The sequence below is a fragment of the Geodermatophilus sp. SYSU D00779 genome, from assembly GCF_054050595.1.
Window position 1 is genome coordinate 82,657 of the sequence record NZ_JBJGZQ010000017.1, and the last position, 20,810, is coordinate 103,466.

The window sequence follows — 20,810 nt, forward strand, 5'->3', positions numbered from 1 at the left end:
TGGTCGGCGAGCCGTGCCCCGCACCGGGCCACTCCTGGAGGAGGCGGGCAGAGCCGAGCTGATACAGCGTCCCCAGGCGGTGTTCCGTCAGGGCACCAGGTCACCGCGAGCCCCGTCCACGGAGCCGCCTACGGGGTGCACCGTGTCCCGGCCGGGGAACGGCCACCAGGGTCGAAGGCTCCGGCCGCGCGCGGTGGTCCCGTCGGGCACCTGGCCCGGTCGTGGGAACCACGGCCCGACGCCGCCGATCCGCTGTCCTCCGCGCCCTCCCCGTCACGGGTCGTCTGGACCGCGACCTGCTGGTCAGGCGTCGACGTAGCGGTCGCGTTCGACGACGAACTGGCCGGTGGCGGTGTTGGCGTCGACGAACTCCGGCAGCAGCGGGATGCGCACCGTGACCGTCACGCAGACGGAGAACTCCTCCCCGCGCGCGAGCGTCGGCGTCCAGCCGCCCGCGGCGTCGCAGCCGGCACCGGCCGGGGCGTAGCCGACGCGCACGTCGGTCGCCTCGACCGACTGGTCGGCCACCGCCAGGCGCGCCGCCGCCTGCGCCCGGGTCGCGCCGGTGACCGGATCCGGCGCGGTGCCCATCGCCCGCCCGGCCTCCCGCGCGGCGGCGGTGGAGGCGAACACCCGCGCTGCACCGCCGAGAACCCCGCCACGACGTACACCAGCGGCACGAACACCACGATCGCGACGAACGCGAACTCCACCAGCGCCGACCCGCGTTCCCCGGCGACCAGGCCCAGCCGGGCCCGCAGCCACCTCACGCGCCCTCCTCCACCGCCCGGCCGGTGACCTCGACCGGCAGCAGCGCGCCCAGCCCGGCCAGCAGCGTGGGCACCGCCCCCGAGCAGCGGACCACCACCAGCGTCAGCCCGCTGGCGTCGACCTCCTGCACCGAGCTGCACACCAGCCCCTCAGCGGTCCGCGGCGAGGTCGCCCGCGCCACCACCGCCACCGCGCGATCGGCACCCGCGGACGAGGGCACGTCGGCGTTGGCCGCGAACCCCGCCTCTCGCCTCGACTTTGGCGCTTGAGAGCTAGAGCGCTGCGGCCGGGCCCGGCCAGGAGCGCAGTCAGGCTCCGAGGCCGGCTGACGGTTCGGTTCCATCTTTGGCTCTCGGACGGGACGCGGCGCACCCCAGGGTCAGGCCGGTGCCAGCGCCCTGCACTCGGGACACGGACGGCCTGAGCCAACACCCCGGCCAGGGGTCCACGCGCCCCGGATCACGCGCACGGTCGTGCCGCACTCGGCCTGCCACGGCCCCTCGCTGTTCTCCGCGTGGTGGCGGGCCACCGCGTGCGCCCAACCCGGCGATGCCTGGTCCCTGCGCACGCTGTCGCCCAGCTTCGGGGCGTCGCCCAGCTCGTGCTCCCGGCCGGTCACATAGTCGTCTGCCATGAGCGCCAGCATCGCCGTCCACGCTGACAGCACCGCGTCACGCTGTGACGAAAGTGGCGGGTGGGGCGGGTGCGGCGCATGAGGCCAGGGCCGGAGCTGCGGCACACGCCCGCACCTAGGGTCCGGGCATGGACTACGACATCGTGCCCCGACTTCACCCCGAGTTCGGCGGGCGCGTCGAGGAGGTGTACGTCGACGGCCGCCGCGTCGGCATGGTGTACCGCGACCCGAAGCCGCCAGCCGAGCTCGACGAGCTGTGGATCGCGTACACCCAGGGTGGGCACGGAGCGGTCAGCCGGGACGAGGCGCTGCGGGCAGTGCTCCAGCACGCCAAGGACAACCCCGACTACGAGCTGCGGTAGGCCGCCTGCTTGCGCCGGTCGAGTGTCCGGCTGATTGCCCACACGCTGCGCGCAGCGGGCTGCTCTGCCCTGCTCCACATCATGCGGCGCACTCCCTGAGCCGCTCACGACGACATGCGGTTGCGCGACCCAGTGTGACGCCTGCACGGGAGCTAGTCTCACCGCACGCTTCCGAAGGCCGCTCACCATGGCCTGCGACGTACTTGGGGGAGTTCGTGACGGCGGATGGGTGGGGCGGCGTTCTTATCGGGCTAGCTGCGATCCTTGCCGCATTTGCCATATTCGCATACACCTACAAAAAGCCGCTGTGGTGGACCATTACCGCAGGGATTGGCAGTGTGCTCAGCGCTGTGGCTGCCCTATTTGCCGGCTTCATCATTAATGATGGACCGGAGGAAACCTTGTCGGGAGTCTTTGACGCACCCGCAAAGGACGCGGAAGTGACGAGCCCTATAGATGCCAGCGGCTCGGCCGAGCTACCTGAAGGGTGGGACTTGTGGCTACTCTCGAAAGCTCCTAATGGCAACTACTACACCACCACGGCCAACCCGTCCCCTATTGATGTTGAGGCGCGTGGTGATTGGACCATCCGCGAGGTCGGCCTAGGCACAGAGTCCAGCGACCTCCCCGACCCCTATGACCTCGTTCTGGTAGCCGCACCGAGCGACGGGAGCGCGATCGAGGAAGCGGTTCAAAATCGCGACGGGGTGGCCGCTAACCTGGGTAAACGACTCCCCGGGGACACGCAGGAACTGGACAGGGTGCCGGTAACGTTGGTTGCAATTCAGGGGGTAGCTACCCCTGCCCCCACCTCAACCCCTGCCCCTACTTCAAGCGCCAGTCCGAGCCAGGCGGTTCTCCGGTTCGACTCACTGGGCGGTGGGTCGCAATACATCAGTGTCTACCCGGGCGTGGAAGACAGGCCAGAAGACAAGATCAGCAATGGCAGCTTCGAGCATGACCAGACTGCACCGGCCCTTTGTCAGACGAGGGGCCGACTGGTCGTCTCGGATACAAATGCCGGTGAGCAATCACGAGAGTCCGACATCTGGGTCCGCATCAACGGGTCGCCGAACGTGGTGCAGTATGCGTCCCTCACCTACGGCGAAATCGACGACGGCGCTTTAGAGGCGCTGCCCCAATGCTGATTAGGTGTCCAAGGATCAAGTAAAGTTTTTGCAGATGCTCTCCGGCGACCTCTGCTGAACCGCTGTCCTGCGTGTCCGCGTAGACCGTCGCTGACTTGGCGGGCCACACGGTGCCGGATGCCGGGTCACGCGCCTCAAGGGGGCGGCGGCTGCGGGCTGCTGGCGAGAGCACGCCATCGCCGGATGACTAGAGGGGACGGCCACCTACGCAGCGCGGTCAAGAGATTCTGGATGGGTGACCACGGGGGACAAGATCGCGTTGGCCGCTCTCATCGTGGCCGTGGTGGGCATCCCCGTGGCGGTCTTGGCCACGCGGCAGTACGGCAACCGGCGACGCAAGCTGCTGTTCGACTGGTCAGCCACTCCCCTGATTCGCGGCGGCGAGACCGCGGGCCTGGCTGTCACGTACAAGGGCAAGGAGGTCAAGGACCCGTACATCCTGAGCCTCGTAGTGGCCAACGTGGGTCCGATGGACATCGCAAGCAATCACTTCGACGGAGGACGCAAGCTGCGCATCAAGCTGGGCTGCACGCTCTACGGGCGATTGGACGCGTCGTCGACAGGACGGTTCAACGGTGCCTTGCGGGACATGCGTCCAATGCCGGAGTCCAGTCAGCTCGAAGCCAGCGCGCGCTACACCTCGGACGCCTACATCGACCTGCATCCAGGGCTCATGCCACGGGGGCTGTGGTGGGGGGCAGATGCCATCGTCAGCGGAAGGCCCTCCCCTGTCCTCGAGAACTGCCTCATAGACACCGACGTCGTGGACCGTGCCAAATACGAGCGTCAGAGGAGCATGAGCCGGGCACTGCGCGAACTGATAACCCCGTACGACCGGCCACTGCCGAAACGCTCACGCCGTCCTCCAGCCGAGTGAACTAGGTCGGCTGTACCACTGTGACCATCATCGCGATCTCCTTGCGCCCGCCGGCCTCGAGCAGCCGGCGCTTGCCGGCCTCCCGGACGTCGGCCGCCTGCGACCGCAGCACCTCAGCCAGCGGGGTGCCGCGCTCGAGGGCCACGAGCAGGCCGTCGACGAAGCGGGCCAGCGGGTCCAGCGAGGTGCGGTCGGCGAGCTGCTGGAGCGCGTCGGCCAGCGGCACGCCCGCGCGCGCCCGGCCCAGTGCCGCGCCCCGCGAAGCGGGGCCCAGACTACCTCTATTGGTAGCATGCGTGCCGTTTCTCAGTAAAGCCTTGAGGGTCAACGGTGACGGTTGGGATGTGTATCGGAGGGTGGATGTAGCGTTCTGTTTGTTGATTGAGCCATTCCCAGTAGTGGCTGGACCAGGTCGGTGATCATGTCGTCCGGCCGTACTCGTGATGGAGGAGCACGAGGGCGGCGGCGGTGATCGCGCCTATGCGCCAGGGGCGGAGGCTGACCCGGCGCAGTGCCTTGAAGCTGGTCTTGAGCAGAGAGTTGCCGCGTTCGGCCGGCGCGCGGGTGGCCGCGTGCAGCAGGTTGACGGTGCGCTGGTCGGCGGTCAGCGGCGCATCGGTGGTCTTCTTGATCGGCGTGGTCAGCGCCGTTCGCTCGCCCTGGTAGCCCAGATCGGCCAGAGCGGCGTGAGCCTCGTCGGTCCACTCGGTCAGCAACGGCAGCGCCTCGGGATGGGCCCGCAGCGCGGTGGTGTCGTGCTCGCGGCCCGGCCGCACCGGCGAGGTCCACAGCGGCCAGCCGTCCGGGGCTGCGATGACCTGTACGTTGCCGCCGTGGGCGGCGTGCTTGCCCGACCACCACAGGTCCACCCGACGCTCGGGTCGATCAGCGCGGGCGGTCGGCCCGGCGACGCGACACCGATCGGTGCGGACCAGCGTGCCGTCCACGGTCACGTGCGAATGGCCGGCGGCTCGGGCGGCCAGCAGCGCGCCGCGGAGCCCGGGTGCGGCGGCGGCGAGCACGTCGATGCCCTCGTGCAGATACCGGTAGGCCGTGGAGCGGCCGATGGCGTGGTCGCAGGCCAGCTGCGCCAGCCGGCTGCCGTCGAGAAACCAGCGCAGCACCAGCACCGCCTGCCGGTAGCAGCCCAGCGCCCGGCGCCGGCCGCGGGTTCCTCGGCGGCGGAGTTCGGCGGCCAGCAGGCCCGACACGAAGTGCACGGTCTCCTCGGCGACCGGAAGCACGGCGGTGTAGGTGACAGGATCGGACACAGCAGGACCTCGGGTGGGGAAGACGGTCTGTGAGAAGGCGTCCCTCCTACCGAGGTCCTGCGCCTCTTCCCGTCACCTGCCGCTCGTCGGCGTGTCCGCCCGACCTGCCAGCCGCCTCCTACTGGGAAAGGCTCATTGTCCGCGGTAGTAGTTGATTGGCAGCGCGATGCCGACTAGCCGGTTATCCAGTATTTGGAAGTTGGGTCGACGATGACACCGGACCGCGGTCACGCGCGCCAGCCGGGGCTGACGGCCGCCGCCATGGCGCCAGCGCCTCGCTCAGCGCCCGGTCCAGACCGACGCTGGCCGCGGTGCGGGTCAGCAGCACCCCACCGGCCTCGGAGACAACCCGGCGGCCCCGACCGTCGACGGCCAACGCCGGATAACGACCACTACGCTGCTTCACCCGAACAGTGCTTCCGTCTCGCGCAGATCAGGTCCTCGACAAACCAGATCCTCGCAGCTTAGGAGCGCCCTTCGTGCCGCCCAAGCGGCCTATGCGCACATGCGCGACGAAAGCCCCGGGCTAGGCTGCGGGTCGCCGACAGCACCGAGCGCCCATCCTGGAGGGCAAGGTCTACTGCGCCGTCGTCCTGGACGCCTACCCCCGGTGGGTGGTTGGCTGGCCGAGCGACTTCTCGCCGACCGGTGCGCTGCTCACGAACGCGATGGCGATGGCGATGGCGATGAGCGTTCCGCACCCCACCGTCCGGCGCGAGGATCTACTCCGACCGGGTCGTGCAGAATGTCCCCTGGGCCTTCACCGACCGGGTCAAGGCCGCAGGCCTGGTGCCGTCGATATGGTGGACGCTGCCGTGCCGTGGCGGTGACGTGGCGGTGACGTGGTCCGCGTAGGTGTGGGCTCGCTGGTCAGCGCCCACACGTTCCCGACCAAGTCCTCAGCCGGGGTACCGGATGAATGAGATGGTTCGTTTCCAACTGGACGACGGTGGCTCCGTGCTGGTCGAGGTCGACGAGGACGCCGTCGGCATCGAACGCGTCAGCCGCGGCCACGACGGCGTTCTGGAGGCGGGACGTCGGTTGACCGAGGCTCTTGCCGGGGTGCGGGACGCCGCCGGCGCCTCCGTCGAGACCCTGCGCGTGTTGTCGCCGGACGGGCTCGAACTGGAATTCGGAGTCAAGTTGACGGGGGAGGCCGGCGCCGTCATTGCGAAGACGGCGGCCGAGGGGCACTTCACCGTGAAGCTCTCGTGGAGACCCGGTGGCGCCGCCTAGCAAGGGTCGCGACCCACGATCGAGGCAGCCGTGACCGCGGCGGAGGTGCTGGCCGCGGGATCGGGAGCGGTCAGGCCCGCCGGGGTGCCGCGAGAGATCAACGCGGCCCTCGCTCGGGTGCGCGCCGGGAACGGCGCCGTGGTCGGCAGTGCATTCCTCGTCGACAGCGACCACGTGGTGACATGCGCGCACGTGGTGACCAGCGCACTCGGGCGTCGAGACCAGGAGCAGCCCGGTGAGGACGACACCGTGCAGCTCGAGTTCCCGCTCGTGGCCCGCGGTCACGTCGTGCAGGCGCGGGTCGAGGTCTGGTGCCCCGTCGCGCCGGACGACAGCGGCGACATCGCCGTGCTCACCCTGGCGGGTCCTCGACCAGCTGACCTGTCACCGGTCCGCCTCGTCACCGCCGACGATCTCTGGGGACACCACTTCCGGACGTTCGGGTTCCCCCGGAAACACGATCACGGCGTGTGGGCCACCGGCGTCCTTCGGGGCGCGCAGGCGGCCGGCTGGGTCCAGATGGACGGCAGCACCTCCGGGTACCCCATCGAGGCAGGGTTCAGCGGAGGTGCGGTCTGGGACGACGAGCTGGCTGGCATCGTCGGCATGACCGTGGCTGCGGAGACACAGAACGACCTCCGCGCCGCCTACCTGATCCCGGCCGGTGTCCTGATGCAATCCTGGCCCGTGCTGGCCGAGCGCGCCATCGCGGCATCGCCCTACCGCGGCCTCTACCCCTTTCGCACGCAGGACGCCGCGGTCTTCTTCGGCCGCGAGGACCTCACCGCGCAACTGGTCCGCGAGGTCGCCCGCAGCCCCCTGGTCGCCGTCGTCGGCCCCTCGGGAAGCGGCAAGTCCTCCGTCGTCTTCGCCGGCCTGGTGCCGGCGCTCCTGCAGCAGGAGGGATGGCTCAGCGCTACCATGCGCCCGTCCCAGGCGTCGTCCCCCCTGCACGCCCTCGCCGGAGCGCTGCTCCCCCTCCTGGAGCCCGACCAGTCGGAGACGCAGCGACTGGTGCTCACGGACCCCGTCGCCCAACGCCTGCAGAACGGCGGGATAGCCGACGCGGTCACCCGGATACTCACCCGAGCACGTGCGGCACACCTACTCCTGGTGGTGGACCAGTTCGAGGAAGTCTTCACGCGGCCACCCGAGGTCGTCGGTCAATTCGTGCAGGCCCTGGTGTCGGTGCTCCCGCTCCAGCAGGAGAAGCGCTCGAGGCAGCTCTCGATCGTGCTGACGATGCGCGCGGACTTCCTCGGAGAGGCCCTGCGGTACCCGGCCCTGGCAGCCGCCCTGGAGTCGGCGGTGACGACCATCGGCCAGATGGGGAGGAGTCAGCTACGGGCGGTGATCGAGAAGCCGCTGCCCGCGGGCGTTCGGTACGAGCCGGGCCTCGTCGAGCGCATCCTCGATGATGTCGGCGAGGAGCCAGGCAGCCTGCCGCTGTTGCAATTCGCCCTGACCCTGCTGTGGGAGCGGCAGGACAGGAGGGTGCTCACGCACACCGCCTACGACGATCTCGGCCGCGTTGATGGTGCGCTCGCTACGTATGCCGAGCGCGTCTACCGTGACGAGCTCACGCCGGACGAGCAGCAGCAGGCTCGGCAGCTCCTAGGACAGCTCGTGCGCCCGACAGACGTGGGACTGCCGGTCCGCCGCGTGGCCCGGCGGGCCGAGATGACCGACTCGCAGTGGGAGCTCGGGCAGCGACTCGCCGCCACGCGCTTGGTGGTCGCCGACCGGGATCCTGCCGGCGCGGAGTCGGTCGAGCTGGTGCACGAGGCGCTGATCGGGGGATGGTCGCGTCTGCACGAGTGGGTGGACGAGGACCTCGCATTTCGCACCTGGCAGGAACAGCTGCGCACCGCCATGACTGGCTGGGAGGAGGTCGGGCGCGATCCTGGTGCGCTGTTGCGAGGTGCTCCGTTGGCTGTGGCCGAGCGGTGGCTAGAAGACCGACGGGAGGATCTGACCGAAGCGGAGAAGGGCTTCATCGCCGCGAGTTGCACTCTCCGTGGACGGGGAGTGCGGCGACTGCGTATTGCGGTGGTGAGCCTGATAGCGCTGTTGGCTATCTCGTCGGTTCTGGGGGTCTTCACTATTGTGGCGTCGCAGCGCTCGGCTGAGCAGGCCCGGCTGGCCGGGTCCCGCTCATTGGTGACCCAGGCCGATCAGCTTTCTTGGTTCGAGCCCGACACCGCGCGCCTCTTGGCGGGTGCTGCGTACAAGTTGGCTCCTACAACCGAGGCAACGATGGCGTTGACGGAGTTGGCCAACGAGCGGGTCGACGTCGAGAGATTGCTCAACACCGACATGGGAAACATCACTGGCGCCGTGTTCAGCCCGAGCGATCAGAGCCTCGTCATGTTGTGGAATGACGATGAAATCGTGATTTGGGACCTGCGAAGCGGTGACCGCAAGGTGCCAGCGGTCGAAGCGCCGGGCGGAGTGACTGAGGCCACATTCAACGCGAACGGGGATGTGGTGGCCTTCTCCTCGTCCGATTTCGACGACCAGTCCTTGGACGAACTGTCATTGTGGAGGCCAGCGGCAAATCGACTCGAGAGGGTGCCCGCAAGCCTGAATTACGAAGGCAGTGTCGGCTTCAGTCCCGATGGCCGGTACCTCGGCACTTGCAGCCCCCGCGGCATAGACCTATGGACCGTCGACCCTCTTCAACTGTACTCGTCAGTCGAAATCCGCCAGGTCGCCGCTAAAGAAGGGAGCTGCTCGGTCAACTTCGCCTCGGGCGACAGGTTGGCCTATGCCGACAGTGGCGACATCGTGACCTGGGACATCGCCGGGCAGCGGGAGGTGACACGTGACCAACCTATCCCGATCGACCCATCCCTCGGATATTCCGAGACGGGGTACATTGCCGTCGCGCCTGATGGACGTTCCTCCTTGTATGCTATTGGATCGACCTGGACGTTGTGGGACATTGACGACCGAGCACAGCTGTCGGGAGGGCGCCTCGAATCGTCTGGCATATCCGCTGTGTCCTTCAGTTCCGACGGACGTAGGGCCCTTGTTAGCATGGGGTCTCTCATTTTCGCTTTGTTCGACATGGTGGAGCGAAAGTTTCTTGGCGCCGTCGGGTCGGGATACTACGGCGCGACCTTGAGCCCTGATGGTACGACGATCCTCTCGACGGCGGGAGGGGGCGTGCTTGCACTCGGCCCATCGGAAGTGGATCTCGGCGCTCCCCTGGATGCGGAACACGTGGGTGTTCGTTCCTCCAGTGGCGCAGAGAATGTTCTAAGGTTGGCTTTTCCAGGCGTCGTCGTCCACGACGTGGGAGCCTGGACCGTGACCGCTACTGTGTCCAAGTCCTCTCTACCCGAGCCTTCCCCGTCTGCCATGACTGACGATGGGCGACGCTTCGCCACGACGCAAGACGCTCCAAATCAGGTGAGCGTCGTGAACCTGGTTTCTGAGGGCGCAGAGATCGTTCAGCTGCCGGCACATGACAACCCCGTGGTCGACCTTGCTTTCGATCCTGCCGGGAGGTTTCTCGCCTCTGTCGACTCGTTGGAAATCTTAATCTGGGATGTCGTGGGTGAGTCGGAGGTGGGGCGTGTGCAAATAGCCGACGGCCCTGTGCGTGACTTGGCTCTGCAGGCTGGCGGGCAGCGTGTAGCGGTAGCCGATTCCGCCGGCCGAGTCGTCGTGTACGACGCGGCGGGGAATGTGAATCGTGAGTTGTCCTTTGCCGACGCGGAGTACCTGCAGTTCAATCCGAAGGGGACGCTGTTGGCGGTAGGGAATCGCAAGGAGTTAAGCATCTGGGATCCCGCGTCGGGGCTGCAGTTTTCGCGTTCCATCGCAACCGGATCCAGTCCATTAGAGGCCGACTTCAGCCCGGATGGCGGGTACATCGCTACAACCACTAACATGGGACAATCAGATCACATATTGGTCTGGAGTCTGCCCGACCTTGAGCTGGCGGGTTCGGCCAGTCTTGATTCGGGGGGACACTTCGTTTTTCTCCCGGACAGCCGGAAACTGGTCGTGGCCGGTTATCATGGCGTGTTCATTGTTCCCTTTGACGCTCCTTCGGCTCTCAGTCGCATCTGTGGAATGGTCCAGCGTAGCCTCAGCGAGGAAGAGTGGAGTGAATACGCCCCTGAGTTCGACTACATCCCGGTGTGCGGATAGCTGCTGTCGCAGTATTATCCGATGATGGGGCGCGGCTGGCCGCCGGTTCCGCGGGCTGACGGCCCCGAGAGCGGCCATGGTGTGAAGCTGGCGCAGGATCATAGAACAACTGTTATATGCGGTTAGCACGGCGCGATACCTTGACTCGCCAGTACGGGCCGGCTCCTCGGGCAGCAGGACGGCACGCTGGTACAGAAGACCTACGGGCACGCGCCGAAGCCGGACAGGGCCACCGACGGGATGAAGGACTGCGCGACCGTGGCCGTGACCGCCGCCCGCAGTCGGTGGACCCTTGACGTCAGCGGTGACGGCTCTGGATGGCGTGGCTGTCAGGCAGGGGTAGCTAAGGGCGCGTCATCTCTACGCGTAATGCCGCCTAGGCGCGCCGCGCGGCTGGCGTGCACCGGTGCCCTACCCGCCCGCCGCTGCGACCGCTGCCGGAGTTTGCCGGCACCGCGAGCCCGCGACCGGATCCGACGGTGCCGGCGCGGGTCGAGGCGTTCATCGTCGAGCAGTACGCCGTCGGCGGGTCAGTACGGGAGCTGACCAAGCTCACCGACCGCTCGTTCAGCGCCGTGCGCAACATCCTGACCCGGCGCGGTGTCCACTGCTGAGGTTCAGGGGCCGCAGTGCTGCGCGAGCCGGGCACATGACGGCGGCCGGACAGCTGTCCTGAGGAGTGCAGCAGCCGGGGCCTTGCGGGTCCGGCTCAACCCAGTCGATGCGCTGCGATGTCCACTTCAGGCCCCGGCAGGGAGGCCCCACCAACTCCTCCGCTGGACCGACGAGTGCCGCGAACCTACCCATGCACGTGTCGCGATCACGATCAGGCGCTGCACCCGTGCCGTCCTCGACACTTCAGTCGTGGGCAATCCCGCGGTCTACGTCAGCGCAATCGCCGTGCTGCTGACGCTCTGGGTGATCTGGCGCGACTACCGGCTGCGCGTCCGCGGCCAGGCTGACCTGCTCGCGGCCTGGGTTATCAGGTCCCGAACATCCGCCGAGCCGCATCGCGTGGTCGTCAAGAACGCGAGCAACCTGCCGTGCACAGATGTCGTGGTCGGCATCACCGCGGGCTACCGCAGGAAGGGCGTGATCCTCTCGAAGACGTTCGGTGCCATGACCGACGGACGCGTCAAACCCCGGTACGAGCACGCCGTGGGGCCCGACGAGACGATTACGGTCTACGAGACGACCGAGGACGTCGCCGTGCGCTCCCTTAGCTTCGTCGATGCCGCGGGGCGGCGGTGGGTTCGTCGAGGGGCCAAGCTGTCGCGAGTTCGTCCTCGCCGCTTCGTCGGGACCCGTAGGAGGCTCAGGACGGCTGGGCGGTTCGTCCGCGCTCGCCTGCAGCCCCATGTGAATCCTTCAGTGCCGCAGAGGCCTACGCCCCAACACGAGGGCAACCAGCCGGCCTGACAGCGGCCAGCGGCCAAAGCCTGCGGGTCGGGCTCCCTCCGGTCCACGCGCGGCCGCCACACCCAGCGGGGCGCGCACTCCAGCGAGCACCACGGCCACCACTCACGCTGGCCACGGGCTGATGGCACCCCGGTCGTAGCTGGCCGTCACCGATTGGCCAGCTCGGCCTTGGCCTGGGTTGAGGCCCTCCCCTTGCCGGTCCCCCGGCGGCGAAGGGCCCCTAGATCTGGGTGGGGAGAGAAGCGGAGCTACACGCAGCGGGCTTCAGCAGGCCCCCGGGAGGGGAGGGGACCCCAGGGTCACGGACATGCACAACGGCTGAAGTCGTGTTGATGGCGGCTTCCCTCATCCTGTCCGCCCTGCGTTCGGCCAGCTGCGGACCAGTCGTCGCCCCTCCCCGTTCGGTGACGTTCTGGTGACGGCACATCGCGATACTCGACCGCTAGCCGACGGGGGAGTTGTCCGATGCATCTGTCTCCATCGGCCTACTCCGGTGGAGCTGGCCCCCTTCCACGGGACGGACCGGACATCGAGCGGCCGAGTCCCGCCCCCAAGTGCAGACCGAGGCGTGATGCTGGCCCGTGACCGAAAATTGAGAAGCCGAACCAGGCCGCCTCCAGGGAAGCTGGCGGGGGACGCGCGGCGCTTGGCGCCGGATGCTTCCGCTGGGCACGCTCGGCAGGCGTTGGAACTGCTCTCCCTGGTTGTCCCGCCGACCACGCTGGTCACCGCGCTGCTGTTCTGGTTCGGCTTCGAACTCGTCGACGCCCGGGCCAGCTACTTCGGTTTGGGCACAGGAACGTTGGGCTTCTCGACCACCGACTATCTGATCCGGGGCGTCGAGGCGGGGATTGTCCCGCTCATCGTGCTATTCCTCGCCATGCTGAGCGGTGTGGCGCTGCACATCGTGGCGCACCGTCTCGCCGGCAGGTGGGGCACAGAGAAGCCATTTCGCTGGGGCGTTGGCTTAGTCGGCGTCGCCGGTGTCTCGCTCGGCGTCGCGGGAGCATATGGCGTGTTCCGTGCGTTGCCTCCCCCGATTGACTGGTACCTGCTTCCTCCAGTGCTGCTGGCCAGCGGTCCGCTAGTGACGGCATATGCCGTTCGGTGGTTACCTCCGCCGGAGGTACCGGCTGCACGCTCGGCGCAAATCAGCACGGTGGCCGTTGGCGGTCTCGTCATCCTGAGCCTCTTCTGGGCCGCGTCGCTCTACGCCGACGCGCTTGGCCGGGGACGGGCTCAGCAGCTCGGAGCATCGCTGACACTGCAGCCGAGGGTGACCGTGTACAGCGAGCGCCCGCTCGCCATTGACCCCGCCGTCGCAACTACGGCACAGCTGGATGCAGCAGAAGGCGGTCGTTACCTCTACCGGTACAGCCAACTCAGGCTCCTTATCCGCTCGGACGACAAGTATTTCCTCCTGCCTGACGACTGGACCCTGGCCACCGGGACGGTTCTCGTCATTCCCGACAGCCCGGAGGTTCGGGTCGAGTTTGCCCCTGGAGGGCGATGATGATCGCGCGTATGAAGGACTTCATCTTGGCCACGGTGTTGGTGATGAGCCTCGCTGCCTGCGCCGAGGACAAGGAATCCGACAACGACCTTCCCAATGCGGCCGCGACGGCAACGACGGCAAGCAACGGCGGAAGTAGTGACGGCGGCGGCAGCGACGGCGGGAGCAACGACGACGGCGGCGGCAACGACGACGGCGGGAGCAACGACGACGGCGGGAGCGACGACGACGGCGGCAACGGCGGCGGCGGGAGCAACGACGACGGCGGGAGCGACGACGACGGCGGCGGCAACGGCGGCGGCGGGAGTAACGACGACGGCGGGAGCAACGACGACGGCGGCGGCGGGAGCAACGACGACGGCGGGAGCAACGACGACGGCGGCGGCGGGAGCAACGACGACGGCGGCGGGAGCAACGACGACGGCGCGAGCAACGACGACGGCGGCGGGAGCAACGGCGGCGGCGGGAGCAACGACGACGGCGGCGGCAACGGCGGCGGCGGGAGCAACGGCGGCGGCGGGAGCGACGACGACGGCGGGAGCAACGACGACGGCGGCGGGAGCAACGGCGGCGGCGGGAGCAACGACGACGGCGACGACGGCGGGGGCGGGAGCAACGACGACGGCGACGACGGCGGGGGCAACGACGGCGGGGGCAACGGCGGCGGGGGGCCGACGGCGGAAAATGACGTGGTAATCGGAGCGGCTTTTACGGGGCTTCCCCCATACGACTTCGGTCGCACGCCAGCCGGAACCTCTGTCTCGCGGCGACTGCAGGTCGGCGCAATCAGCGAATACATCGACGAGGTCAAGATTACAGGCGTATTCGTGGCTGGCGATGCCTTCCGCGTCCAGGAGGAGACCTGCACGGGAGCCACATTTCCCGGCCCGCCCTGCAGCGTGACAATCATCGCGACCCCGCCGGACGAGGGGGAACATCGAGGCGGCATAGCCTTGGGCGGAACGGGGGCGGATCGCAGCCTGATCGTCGTCGGCGGCACCGCGTTCGATGACTCCGGCGGGAACGGCACCGCGCCCGATGACACCGGCGGGACGGGCGCAACGTCGGACACATCCACCCCAGCGGGCTCCGAGTAGATACAGCATCCTCCAACTTCCCTGGCTGCTGGAGCTGGCCCTCATGCAGTCAGCAAGTCACTGCGGTGCAACGCACTTGTTGCTGAAATGCAGCTGTCTGGCCGCGCGCGCCTCAGCGGTGACCATCCGGCGGCATTACGGGCACAACTCCATCACGCGGTTCACCACCGCGGGAGCCGCCGGGGCAGCGCCAGCGCACGTTGGCCGTCGCCACGGCCGCGGTTGTACGCCTGCACCGCGGCGTCGGCGGTGGCCAGCAGGTCCGGCAGCTGCTCGGCCTCCATCGGCTTGGGGATGGGCGCGAAGGCGTTGCGCACGTGCAGCGTCCAGACACCGAAGCCGTCGACCAGCTCGGCGACCTCATCGATGGCGTCCCCCACACCCGCGGCGTCGGCCCACCACGTCCGCACCAGGTGGCGGACCGAGAGGGTTCAGTGACGCGCTGACCTGCGGTTACGCCTCAACGCACTAGTTGACCCAGATGTCCTCCACCTCCGGGTCGTCGAGCCACCGCTGCAGCGGCCCGAACCCGGCCACCCGGTCCAGCACGTCCCGCACCACCGCGTCCGCATCGCCGATCGGCGGCAGCGCCGAGGTCAGCGACCGCTCGGAGTAGTCCGCGACCACGTCGCGCACCAGCAGGCGCACCGGCCCGGGGTCGGTGAACGGGTCCAGCCCACGGCGGCGGATCAGCTCGCGCACCTCGCCGTCGACGACCTCCAGTGCACTGGTCGCGGTCGGCACGGCACCCCCGTCATCGTCGAGCCCGGTCAGGACGACGACGGACAGTAGGCGGACGAGCTGGGTCATGGGCCGGCGTCGCCACGATCTGTGGACGACGGACGCGCTGCCCCACCCGGTCGGGTGTCACCCGGCGCCGGGTGGGGCGAGCACGTCGATCCGCAGGGTCACCGCAGGGCCAGGTCCTGGAGCCCGGCCGTGGCCAGCGACTCCCGCAGGCGAGCGAGGATCCGGGCGCGCGTCGGGCCGATGCTGCCGACCGGCATGCCCAGGCGGGCGCCGATCTCCTGGTAGCTGATCGCGGGAGACGCGAGCAGCAGCTCCATCAGCTGCCGGTGCCGGTCGGGGAGGTCGGCCAGCGCGCGACGGACCAGCTCCTGCTGCTCTCGCCGCAGCGCGGACACCTCGGGCCCGTCCTCGTCGGGGCCGTCGTCCCGGACGCCGCTCCCGGCGCCGCGGTCCTCGTCCCAGTCGGTGAGCTGTTCACGGCCACCCTGCCGGATCACCTGCAGGCACACCCGCTGGGCGGTCGTCTTCAGCCACCCCGCCACGTGCCCGGGTTCCCTGAGGTCGGCGATGTGCTCGACCAGCCTCAGCCACGTCGTCTGCACCGCGTCCGCGGCCTGCGCGTCGTTGAGCCGGAACCCGCGGACGACCGACCACAGCAGGCCGGCGTACTCGTCGACGATCGCGTCCCAGGCCGCCGGGTCGCCCTCGGCAGCGCGGTGGACCAGCACGGTGACCTCGGCAGGCTCCATGTCCCTGTTCCTCTCGTCCGCTCGGCGCGTCGCGCCGACACGGGAGAGGTTCGGGAGGCCGCGCTAGCGGAGCGCCAGCCGGACGAAGCCGCTGGTGAGAGCCAGGAGGAGCGGGCAGTTCTCAGCCGCGGGGGGTCAGCCGCTGCGCGAGCGCGCGGGTGCGCGGCTGGGGTGGCACGCCCAGCTCGCGCAGCATCTGCTGGCAGCGACGCAGGGCGCGGTGGGCGTCGACGAGGTCGCCGTCGGCGAGGTGGACGGCGACGAGCAGCTGGTGGGCGTCCTCGGCACAGTCGTCGGCCCGGAGGGCTCGCTGGGCGAGGGTCCGGGCCGTCGTGGTGTCCCCCCGCGCCAGCAGCAGGTTGCCGGCCCGGACGGCGCTCGAGACGAACCGGCTGCGCAGGCGGTCGCGCTCCCACTCCAGCCAGGTGCCGCCGGCCACGTCGGCGAGGAGGTCTCCGCTCCACAGCTCCGCCGCCTGCAGGTAGGCGGAGAGTGCAGCCGAGGGCGCGCCCTGGCGCTCCAGCCGGGCGGCCTCGTCCAGGGCCCGCTCGAACTGCAGCACGTCGATCTCCAGCGCGCCGTCGGTCACCAGGTGCAGCACCGGGCCAGCACTGCGGAGGAAGTACGGCGGGTCGAGCTCACCGCGGTCGGGCTCGAGGACGTTCTGCAGGTAGGCGAGGGTCACGCGCAGGTTGCGGCCGGCCGCGGCGTCGTCGAGGTCGGGCCACAGCTCCGAGGTGATGGCGGTCCGGGTCGGCCGGTCGTGGGTGAGCAGGTAGCCGAGGAGCTGGCGCACCCGCTCGCGGCGCAGCTCCGGCGCGGCGACGACCACGCCGTCGCGGCGGAGCTCGAGCGGGCCGAGGACGCGCAGGTGCAACCGGGCGGTCGGCACCGCCGGGATCGCGCGCAGCAGCGAGCGGGCGGTGGCCGCCAGGGTGGGGGGTGCCGTCGCGGCCTGGGCGCGCAGGGTCGCCCGGGCGGCGGGACCGAGGTCCTCGACGATCGCCCGTGCGCCGTCCTGACCGGCGGCGACCAGCCCCAGGGCCAGCTGCGCCGTCCAGGGCACCGGCAGGAGGGCGCGCAGGACCGGCCAGGCGCTGGGCGGGACGGCGCCGGCCGCGGCCGTCGACCCGCGCTCGCGCAGCTCGACGAGCGCCCGGGCCCCGGCGTGCAGGGCGGCGAGGGAGCCGGGCGGCGGGTCGGCGTCCCAGCGTGCCCTGACCTCGGGCACCAGCACGTAGAGCAGCGGCAGCGCGACCGGGGAGGCCCGCAGCGCACCCGAGAGGCGCCCACCGTTCGACGGGACGATCGACCGCAGGGAGGCCGCCGCCTGCTGCTCGTCCCCCGTCGACAGGGCGTGGAAGGCCTCGGCCAGCGTCCGGGCGAGGGGGGCCCAGGCGACCAGGGAGGCGCCGAGGACGGGCCGGAACCTCCCGAGGAGCTCCCCCGCCTCCTCGTGCCGCCCCAGGACGTCGAGCACGGAGACCGCACAGGTCACCAGCTCCGGCGAGGTCAGCACCTTGGGCTGCATGTCGGTGAGCAGGTACGGCAGCTGCCGCTCGGCCTCCTCCAGGCGCCCCCGCAGCCGGAAGGACTCGAGGAGGAGGCACCGTGAGATGCCGTGCACCGGGGTCGCCGGGTGGGACAGCGACCGGCGGGCGAACACCTCGCCGGCCGCGGCGTCGCCCAGCCTGAGCAGGACGAGGTGGGCGTGCAGCCAGTCCTGCACCGGGTTCGGCGGTGTCCGGGTCGACAGCCCCGGGGCCGCCAGCGCCGAGCGGACCTCGTCGACCGAGTGCGCCAGCACACCCTGGAGCAGCGCGACGAACGCCGCGGCCCCGGGGTGCCCCTCCCTCGCCAGCTCCTCCAGCTCCTCCAGCAGGAACTCCAGCCGCCGACGGTCGTTGCCCCAGAACGCCAGGTGCACCAGCGCGTTCAGGCACGCGTAGCGCACAGCGGGGGCCCCGTGCGCACCCTCGAGCGCCTGCACCAGGAACTCCTCGGCCGCGCCCGGGTTGGCCTGCTCCGCCGCCATGGCCGCCAGCAGCAGCCCCTCGGGGCTCTGCTGCACCTCGGGCGGCAGCCGGTGCAGCCACCCCTCGAGGACGCCGGCCGGCACCAGGGCGGTGCAGCACTCGCAGACCTCGACGACGAGCCGGCGGACGTCCTCCCACGCCCGGGCGTCGAGCAGCAGGCCCATCGCCTCCTGGTATTGCCCGCGGCCGCTCAGGACGGCCGCCGCGGTCCGCCGCGCCTCCGCCACCTGCCCGGAGTCGAGGTGGTGCTGCAGGGCAGCAGCCCACAGCCCGTGCAGCGACCACCACCCCGAGGGGGAGCGCACGACCAGCGGCAGCCCCTCGAGCAGGGTCCGCAGGTCCACGTCCTCACCCAGCAGCGCCGCGGCGATCTCCTCGTCCGCGCCGCCCACGGCGACCAGCAGCGCGAGCGCGTGGCGGCGCTCCGGTGACAGCTGGGCGAGCAGCTCCTCCCAGACGTACCCGCTGACGGCGAAGGGCCCCGCCGTGGCCGTCAGCTCGGCGAGGGCCGGCCAGCCGCCGACGTCGTCGAGCAGCTCCGGCGGCACGCCGCGGGACTCGGCGAACGCGGCCACCTCGTCCTCGCGGAACTGCAGGTCGGTCTCGCGCAGGACCACGGCGTCGCCGCTGGCCACCAGCCGGGAGACCGACAGCGGCAGCGGCGGGCGGGAGGCGAGGACCAGGTGCCCGTTCCTCGGCAGCTCCCCGACCAGGTGGCGGAGGAACTCCGCAGCCGGCGACCCCGGCAGCACCAGGTGCACGTCGTCGAGGATGAGGGCCACGTGGCGCGGAGCCGCGCTCCACAACGCCTCGGCCACCGCGACCGCGGCCTGCCGCGGGTCCTCCGGCACCGGGGCGGAGAGCCCGACGGCGGCGAAGGCGCCGGAGGCCAGGACAGACAGCGTGGTGTCGTCCAGCTGGCAGGTCAGCCAGCGGTCCTCCCCCGCGGGCGAGAGGGCGTTCTCGCTGACGGCCTGTCCCAGCAGCGAGGTCTTGCCGAAGCCGGCCGGTGCGACGACCGCGGTGAGGGGGCGCTCGAAGCGGCTCCGCAGGACGTCGAGCAGCCGGGGACGCACGATCAGGTCACGGTTCGCGAGGGGCGGTGCGTACCGGAGCGCCCGGCTCATGAGCCGACTGTAGGCACGGTGCGACCGTCGGCACACCCGCATTCGTTCCGGCTGATGCGCCGCTAGCGATCGTCCGGCGGGGCGGTGTATCAGCACGGGGGGCTCGTGCCTCTGTGGGGTACGGACCTCGTCGGGACCCTGACCTGGCGTTCTACGGTCTTGCGGTCTGCGGGTGTGCGGCCGGGTGCCGGAGGGAGGCGGTCGTGGACGAGAACGACGGGTACCGGTGGGACGACGACCAGCTGATGACGCTCCTGACCGAGGTGCTGGATCCGGAGGCCGACTGCGCGGAGGCGTCGACGTCCGCCGCGCAGGACGAGCGGCCCGCCGAGCTCTCCCTGGAGGACGTCGTCGCCGCGGGGCGGGCCGCGTTCTGCTGGCTCGACGTGGTCGTCACGGTGCGCGACCTCGCCCGGCACCTCGGGTCGACCGCCGGAGCCCCGATCCCCTGCGAGCCCGGCTCGCGACCCGGCCGCTCCCGCACCGGGTCGACGGCGACCTGAGGCGCGGGGCGAGACCACCGCCGACGTGCGGCCCACTGCGCGGAGCGGGCCGTCCGGGGCGAGCGCCGTCAGGCCGGGAGCTCCTCGATGCTCGCCGGCTCCCCCGCCTGCACCCCGTTCACCGTGTGCCGGAAGCCGCTGGACCGCTCGTACGCCGCGCGACGGGAACGCATGATCGAGCCCAGGGGCCGGTGGGCCTCCAGCGCGTGCCACGGACTGAACGACAGGACGTCGTCGGCGTAGCGGCGACGGGCGTCGCTGTACGGGTCCTGGGCCGGCAGGTGCAGGACCGCGACCCGGTGGTGCGGTGACAACTCCTCCGGCCAGCGCTTCGAGACGTCCTCGATCGGCATCTTCTCGACGTCGACGCACAGCTGGGCGCGCACTTCGTACTCGGCGCTGTGGTGGGCGAAGAAGTCCGCGACCAGGTCCCGCAGCGCCGACTCCCCGGCGCGCCTGCCCACGGGCCGGCCGGTGAGCGCCCGCACGTCCTCGGACAGCGGGGCGGCCGAGATCTTGGCGACGTGGTCGCCGTAGCGCAGGGCCGCCATCGAGTGGAAGGTCTCCCCGAGGATGTGGTGGTTCGGCGTGGCCAGGATCTCGGCGATCCGCGGGAGCGGGAACCGGAGGCGGGTGAGCACTCGGGCGACCAGCCTGGTGGACCGCTGCCGCAGGTCGCTCTGGCGGTGCTGCCGCTCGAGCACCTTCTGCAGCTCCACGTACGCGCCGACCGTGCCGAAGGGCAGGGTCGGGTGGTTGACCAGGAGGAAGTCCTGCGTGGTGGCGCCGTCCTCGATGGCCCGGGGACCGTCCACGCCGATGACCTTGATGGCCATCCCGCGCGGGGCGGGCACCCGGTCGGTACGCAGGTCACCGGGCGAGGTGGAGAAGCGCACGATGACCGGATACGTGCGAGGGGCGGCGAACAGGCCCTGGGCGAGGTGCGCGGGCAGGTCCGGCTCGATGCGCAGCTCGCCGGCGAGGATGCCGTGGCTCTTGGCGTGCGCGTCACGCAGGCCGTGCCTGTACTTGGCGGAGACCTGGCGGTTGGTGCGCTCCATCGCCCCGAGGATCCGGCGGACGATCTCCTCCTCGTCCGGGAACGGCTGCTCGAGGTCCGCCCGGTAGCGCACGTAGGGCCGCGCTGTGGTCACGG

General features: G+C 70.2%; 19 protein-coding genes. 10 read left to right on the forward strand and 9 right to left on the reverse strand.

Translation table 11 applies throughout. From position 1 onward, the window contains the following. Positions 1 to 303 precede the first annotated feature (303 nt). The gene (locus ACI79G_RS15115; protein WP_456881936.1) at positions 304 to 633 is read right to left on the reverse strand and encodes a hypothetical protein; all 330 of its coding nucleotides are present in this window, start codon (positions 631 to 633) and stop codon (positions 304 to 306) included. Positions 634 to 766: 133 nt separating this feature from the next. Beyond that, positions 767 to 961: a hypothetical protein gene (locus ACI79G_RS15120; protein WP_456881937.1), complete on the reverse strand. Its 195-nt coding sequence runs from the start codon at positions 959 to 961 to the stop codon at positions 767 to 769. A 572-nt stretch (positions 962 to 1,533) separates the two neighbouring features. Between ACI79G_RS15120 and ACI79G_RS15125 the strand changes: the two genes are divergently transcribed. The 3 genes from ACI79G_RS15125 to ACI79G_RS15135 all read left to right on the forward strand — a co-directional run bounded on the left by ACI79G_RS15125 (position 1,534) and on the right by ACI79G_RS15135 (position 3,792). After that, on the forward strand, positions 1,534 to 1,767 hold the full coding sequence (locus ACI79G_RS15125) for a hypothetical protein (RefSeq protein ID WP_456881938.1): 234 nt from the start codon (positions 1,534 to 1,536) through the stop codon (positions 1,765 to 1,767). 215 nt (positions 1,768 to 1,982) lie between these two features. Next, positions 1,983 to 2,915, forward strand: coding sequence for a hypothetical protein (locus tag ACI79G_RS15130; RefSeq protein WP_456881939.1), 933 nt, complete (start codon positions 1,983 to 1,985; stop codon positions 2,913 to 2,915). 235 nt (positions 2,916 to 3,150) lie between these two features. Further along, entirely contained in the window at positions 3,151 to 3,792 is a 642-nt protein-coding gene (locus ACI79G_RS15135; RefSeq protein WP_456881940.1) for a hypothetical protein, read from the forward strand. A gap of 1 nt (position 3,793) precedes the next feature. Here the strand turns inward: ACI79G_RS15135 and ACI79G_RS15140 are convergent, their stop codons facing one another. Both ACI79G_RS15140 and ACI79G_RS15145 read right to left on the reverse strand, forming a co-directional pair. Further along, positions 3,794 to 4,120 (reverse strand): type II secretion system F family protein, encoded by a 327-nt coding sequence (locus tag ACI79G_RS15140; RefSeq protein WP_456881941.1) that lies wholly within the window; start codon positions 4,118 to 4,120, stop codon positions 3,794 to 3,796. A 91-nt stretch (positions 4,121 to 4,211) separates the two neighbouring features. Then, positions 4,212 to 5,036, reverse strand: coding sequence for an HARBI1 family protein (locus ACI79G_RS15145; protein ID WP_456881979.1), 825 nt, complete (start codon positions 5,034 to 5,036; stop codon positions 4,212 to 4,214). 984 nt (positions 5,037 to 6,020) lie between these two features. Between ACI79G_RS15145 and ACI79G_RS15150 the strand changes: the two genes are divergently transcribed. The 6 genes from ACI79G_RS15150 to ACI79G_RS15175 all read left to right on the forward strand — a co-directional run bounded on the left by ACI79G_RS15150 (position 6,021) and on the right by ACI79G_RS15175 (position 14,489). Then, entirely contained in the window at positions 6,021 to 6,299 is a 279-nt protein-coding gene (locus tag ACI79G_RS15150) for a CU044_2847 family protein (protein WP_456881942.1), read from the forward strand. A 30-nt stretch (positions 6,300 to 6,329) separates the two neighbouring features. Beyond that, positions 6,330 to 10,460, forward strand: a complete 4,131-nt coding sequence (locus ACI79G_RS15155; RefSeq protein WP_456881943.1) for an nSTAND1 domain-containing NTPase — start codon at positions 6,330 to 6,332, stop codon at positions 10,458 to 10,460. A 479-nt stretch (positions 10,461 to 10,939) separates the two neighbouring features. Then, entirely contained in the window at positions 10,940 to 11,074 is a 135-nt protein-coding gene (locus tag ACI79G_RS15160) for a helix-turn-helix domain-containing protein (protein ID WP_456881944.1), read from the forward strand. A gap of 250 nt (positions 11,075 to 11,324) precedes the next feature. Further along, entirely contained in the window at positions 11,325 to 11,879 is a 555-nt protein-coding gene (locus ACI79G_RS15165; protein ID WP_456881945.1) for a hypothetical protein, read from the forward strand. Between the two features lie 685 nt (positions 11,880 to 12,564). Next, the gene (locus tag ACI79G_RS15170) at positions 12,565 to 13,392 is read left to right on the forward strand and encodes a hypothetical protein (RefSeq protein ID WP_456881946.1); all 828 of its coding nucleotides are present in this window, start codon (positions 12,565 to 12,567) and stop codon (positions 13,390 to 13,392) included. Positions 13,393 to 13,403: 11 nt separating this feature from the next. After that, on the forward strand, positions 13,404 to 14,489 hold the full coding sequence (locus ACI79G_RS15175; RefSeq protein WP_456881947.1) for a hypothetical protein: 1,086 nt from the start codon (positions 13,404 to 13,406) through the stop codon (positions 14,487 to 14,489). Positions 14,490 to 14,650: 161 nt separating this feature from the next. Here ACI79G_RS15175 and ACI79G_RS15180 read toward each other — a convergent pair whose 3' ends face one another. The 4 genes from ACI79G_RS15180 to ACI79G_RS15195 all read right to left on the reverse strand — a co-directional run bounded on the left by ACI79G_RS15180 (position 14,651) and on the right by ACI79G_RS15195 (position 19,151). Next, a complete protein-coding gene (locus ACI79G_RS15180) occupies positions 14,651 to 14,899 on the reverse strand; it encodes a hypothetical protein (protein ID WP_456881948.1) in 249 nt (82 codons plus the stop codon). A gap of 58 nt (positions 14,900 to 14,957) precedes the next feature. After that, complete coding sequence (locus ACI79G_RS15185) at positions 14,958 to 15,299, reverse strand: hypothetical protein (protein ID WP_456881949.1); 342 nt, start codon at positions 15,297 to 15,299, stop codon at positions 14,958 to 14,960. A 98-nt stretch (positions 15,300 to 15,397) separates the two neighbouring features. Next, complete coding sequence (locus ACI79G_RS15190) at positions 15,398 to 15,988, reverse strand: RNA polymerase sigma factor (RefSeq protein ID WP_456881950.1); 591 nt, start codon at positions 15,986 to 15,988, stop codon at positions 15,398 to 15,400. 121 nt (positions 15,989 to 16,109) lie between these two features. After that, positions 16,110 to 19,151: a BTAD domain-containing putative transcriptional regulator gene (locus ACI79G_RS15195; protein ID WP_456881951.1), complete on the reverse strand. Its 3,042-nt coding sequence runs from the start codon at positions 19,149 to 19,151 to the stop codon at positions 16,110 to 16,112. Between the two features lie 203 nt (positions 19,152 to 19,354). Here ACI79G_RS15195 and ACI79G_RS15200 point away from each other — a divergent pair, with 203 nt between their 5' ends. After that, positions 19,355 to 19,654 carry a hypothetical protein gene (locus tag ACI79G_RS15200; protein ID WP_456881952.1) on the forward strand — a complete coding sequence of 100 codons (300 nt, stop codon included), beginning with the start codon at positions 19,355 to 19,357 and terminating at the stop codon, positions 19,652 to 19,654. Positions 19,655 to 19,722: 68 nt separating this feature from the next. On the opposite strand, the gene ACI79G_RS15205 is transcribed toward ACI79G_RS15200, so the two are convergent. Beyond that, positions 19,723 to 20,808 carry a catalase family protein gene (locus ACI79G_RS15205; protein WP_456881953.1) on the reverse strand — a complete coding sequence of 362 codons (1,086 nt, stop codon included), beginning with the start codon at positions 20,806 to 20,808 and terminating at the stop codon, positions 19,723 to 19,725. Positions 20,809 to 20,810 lie beyond the last annotated feature (2 nt).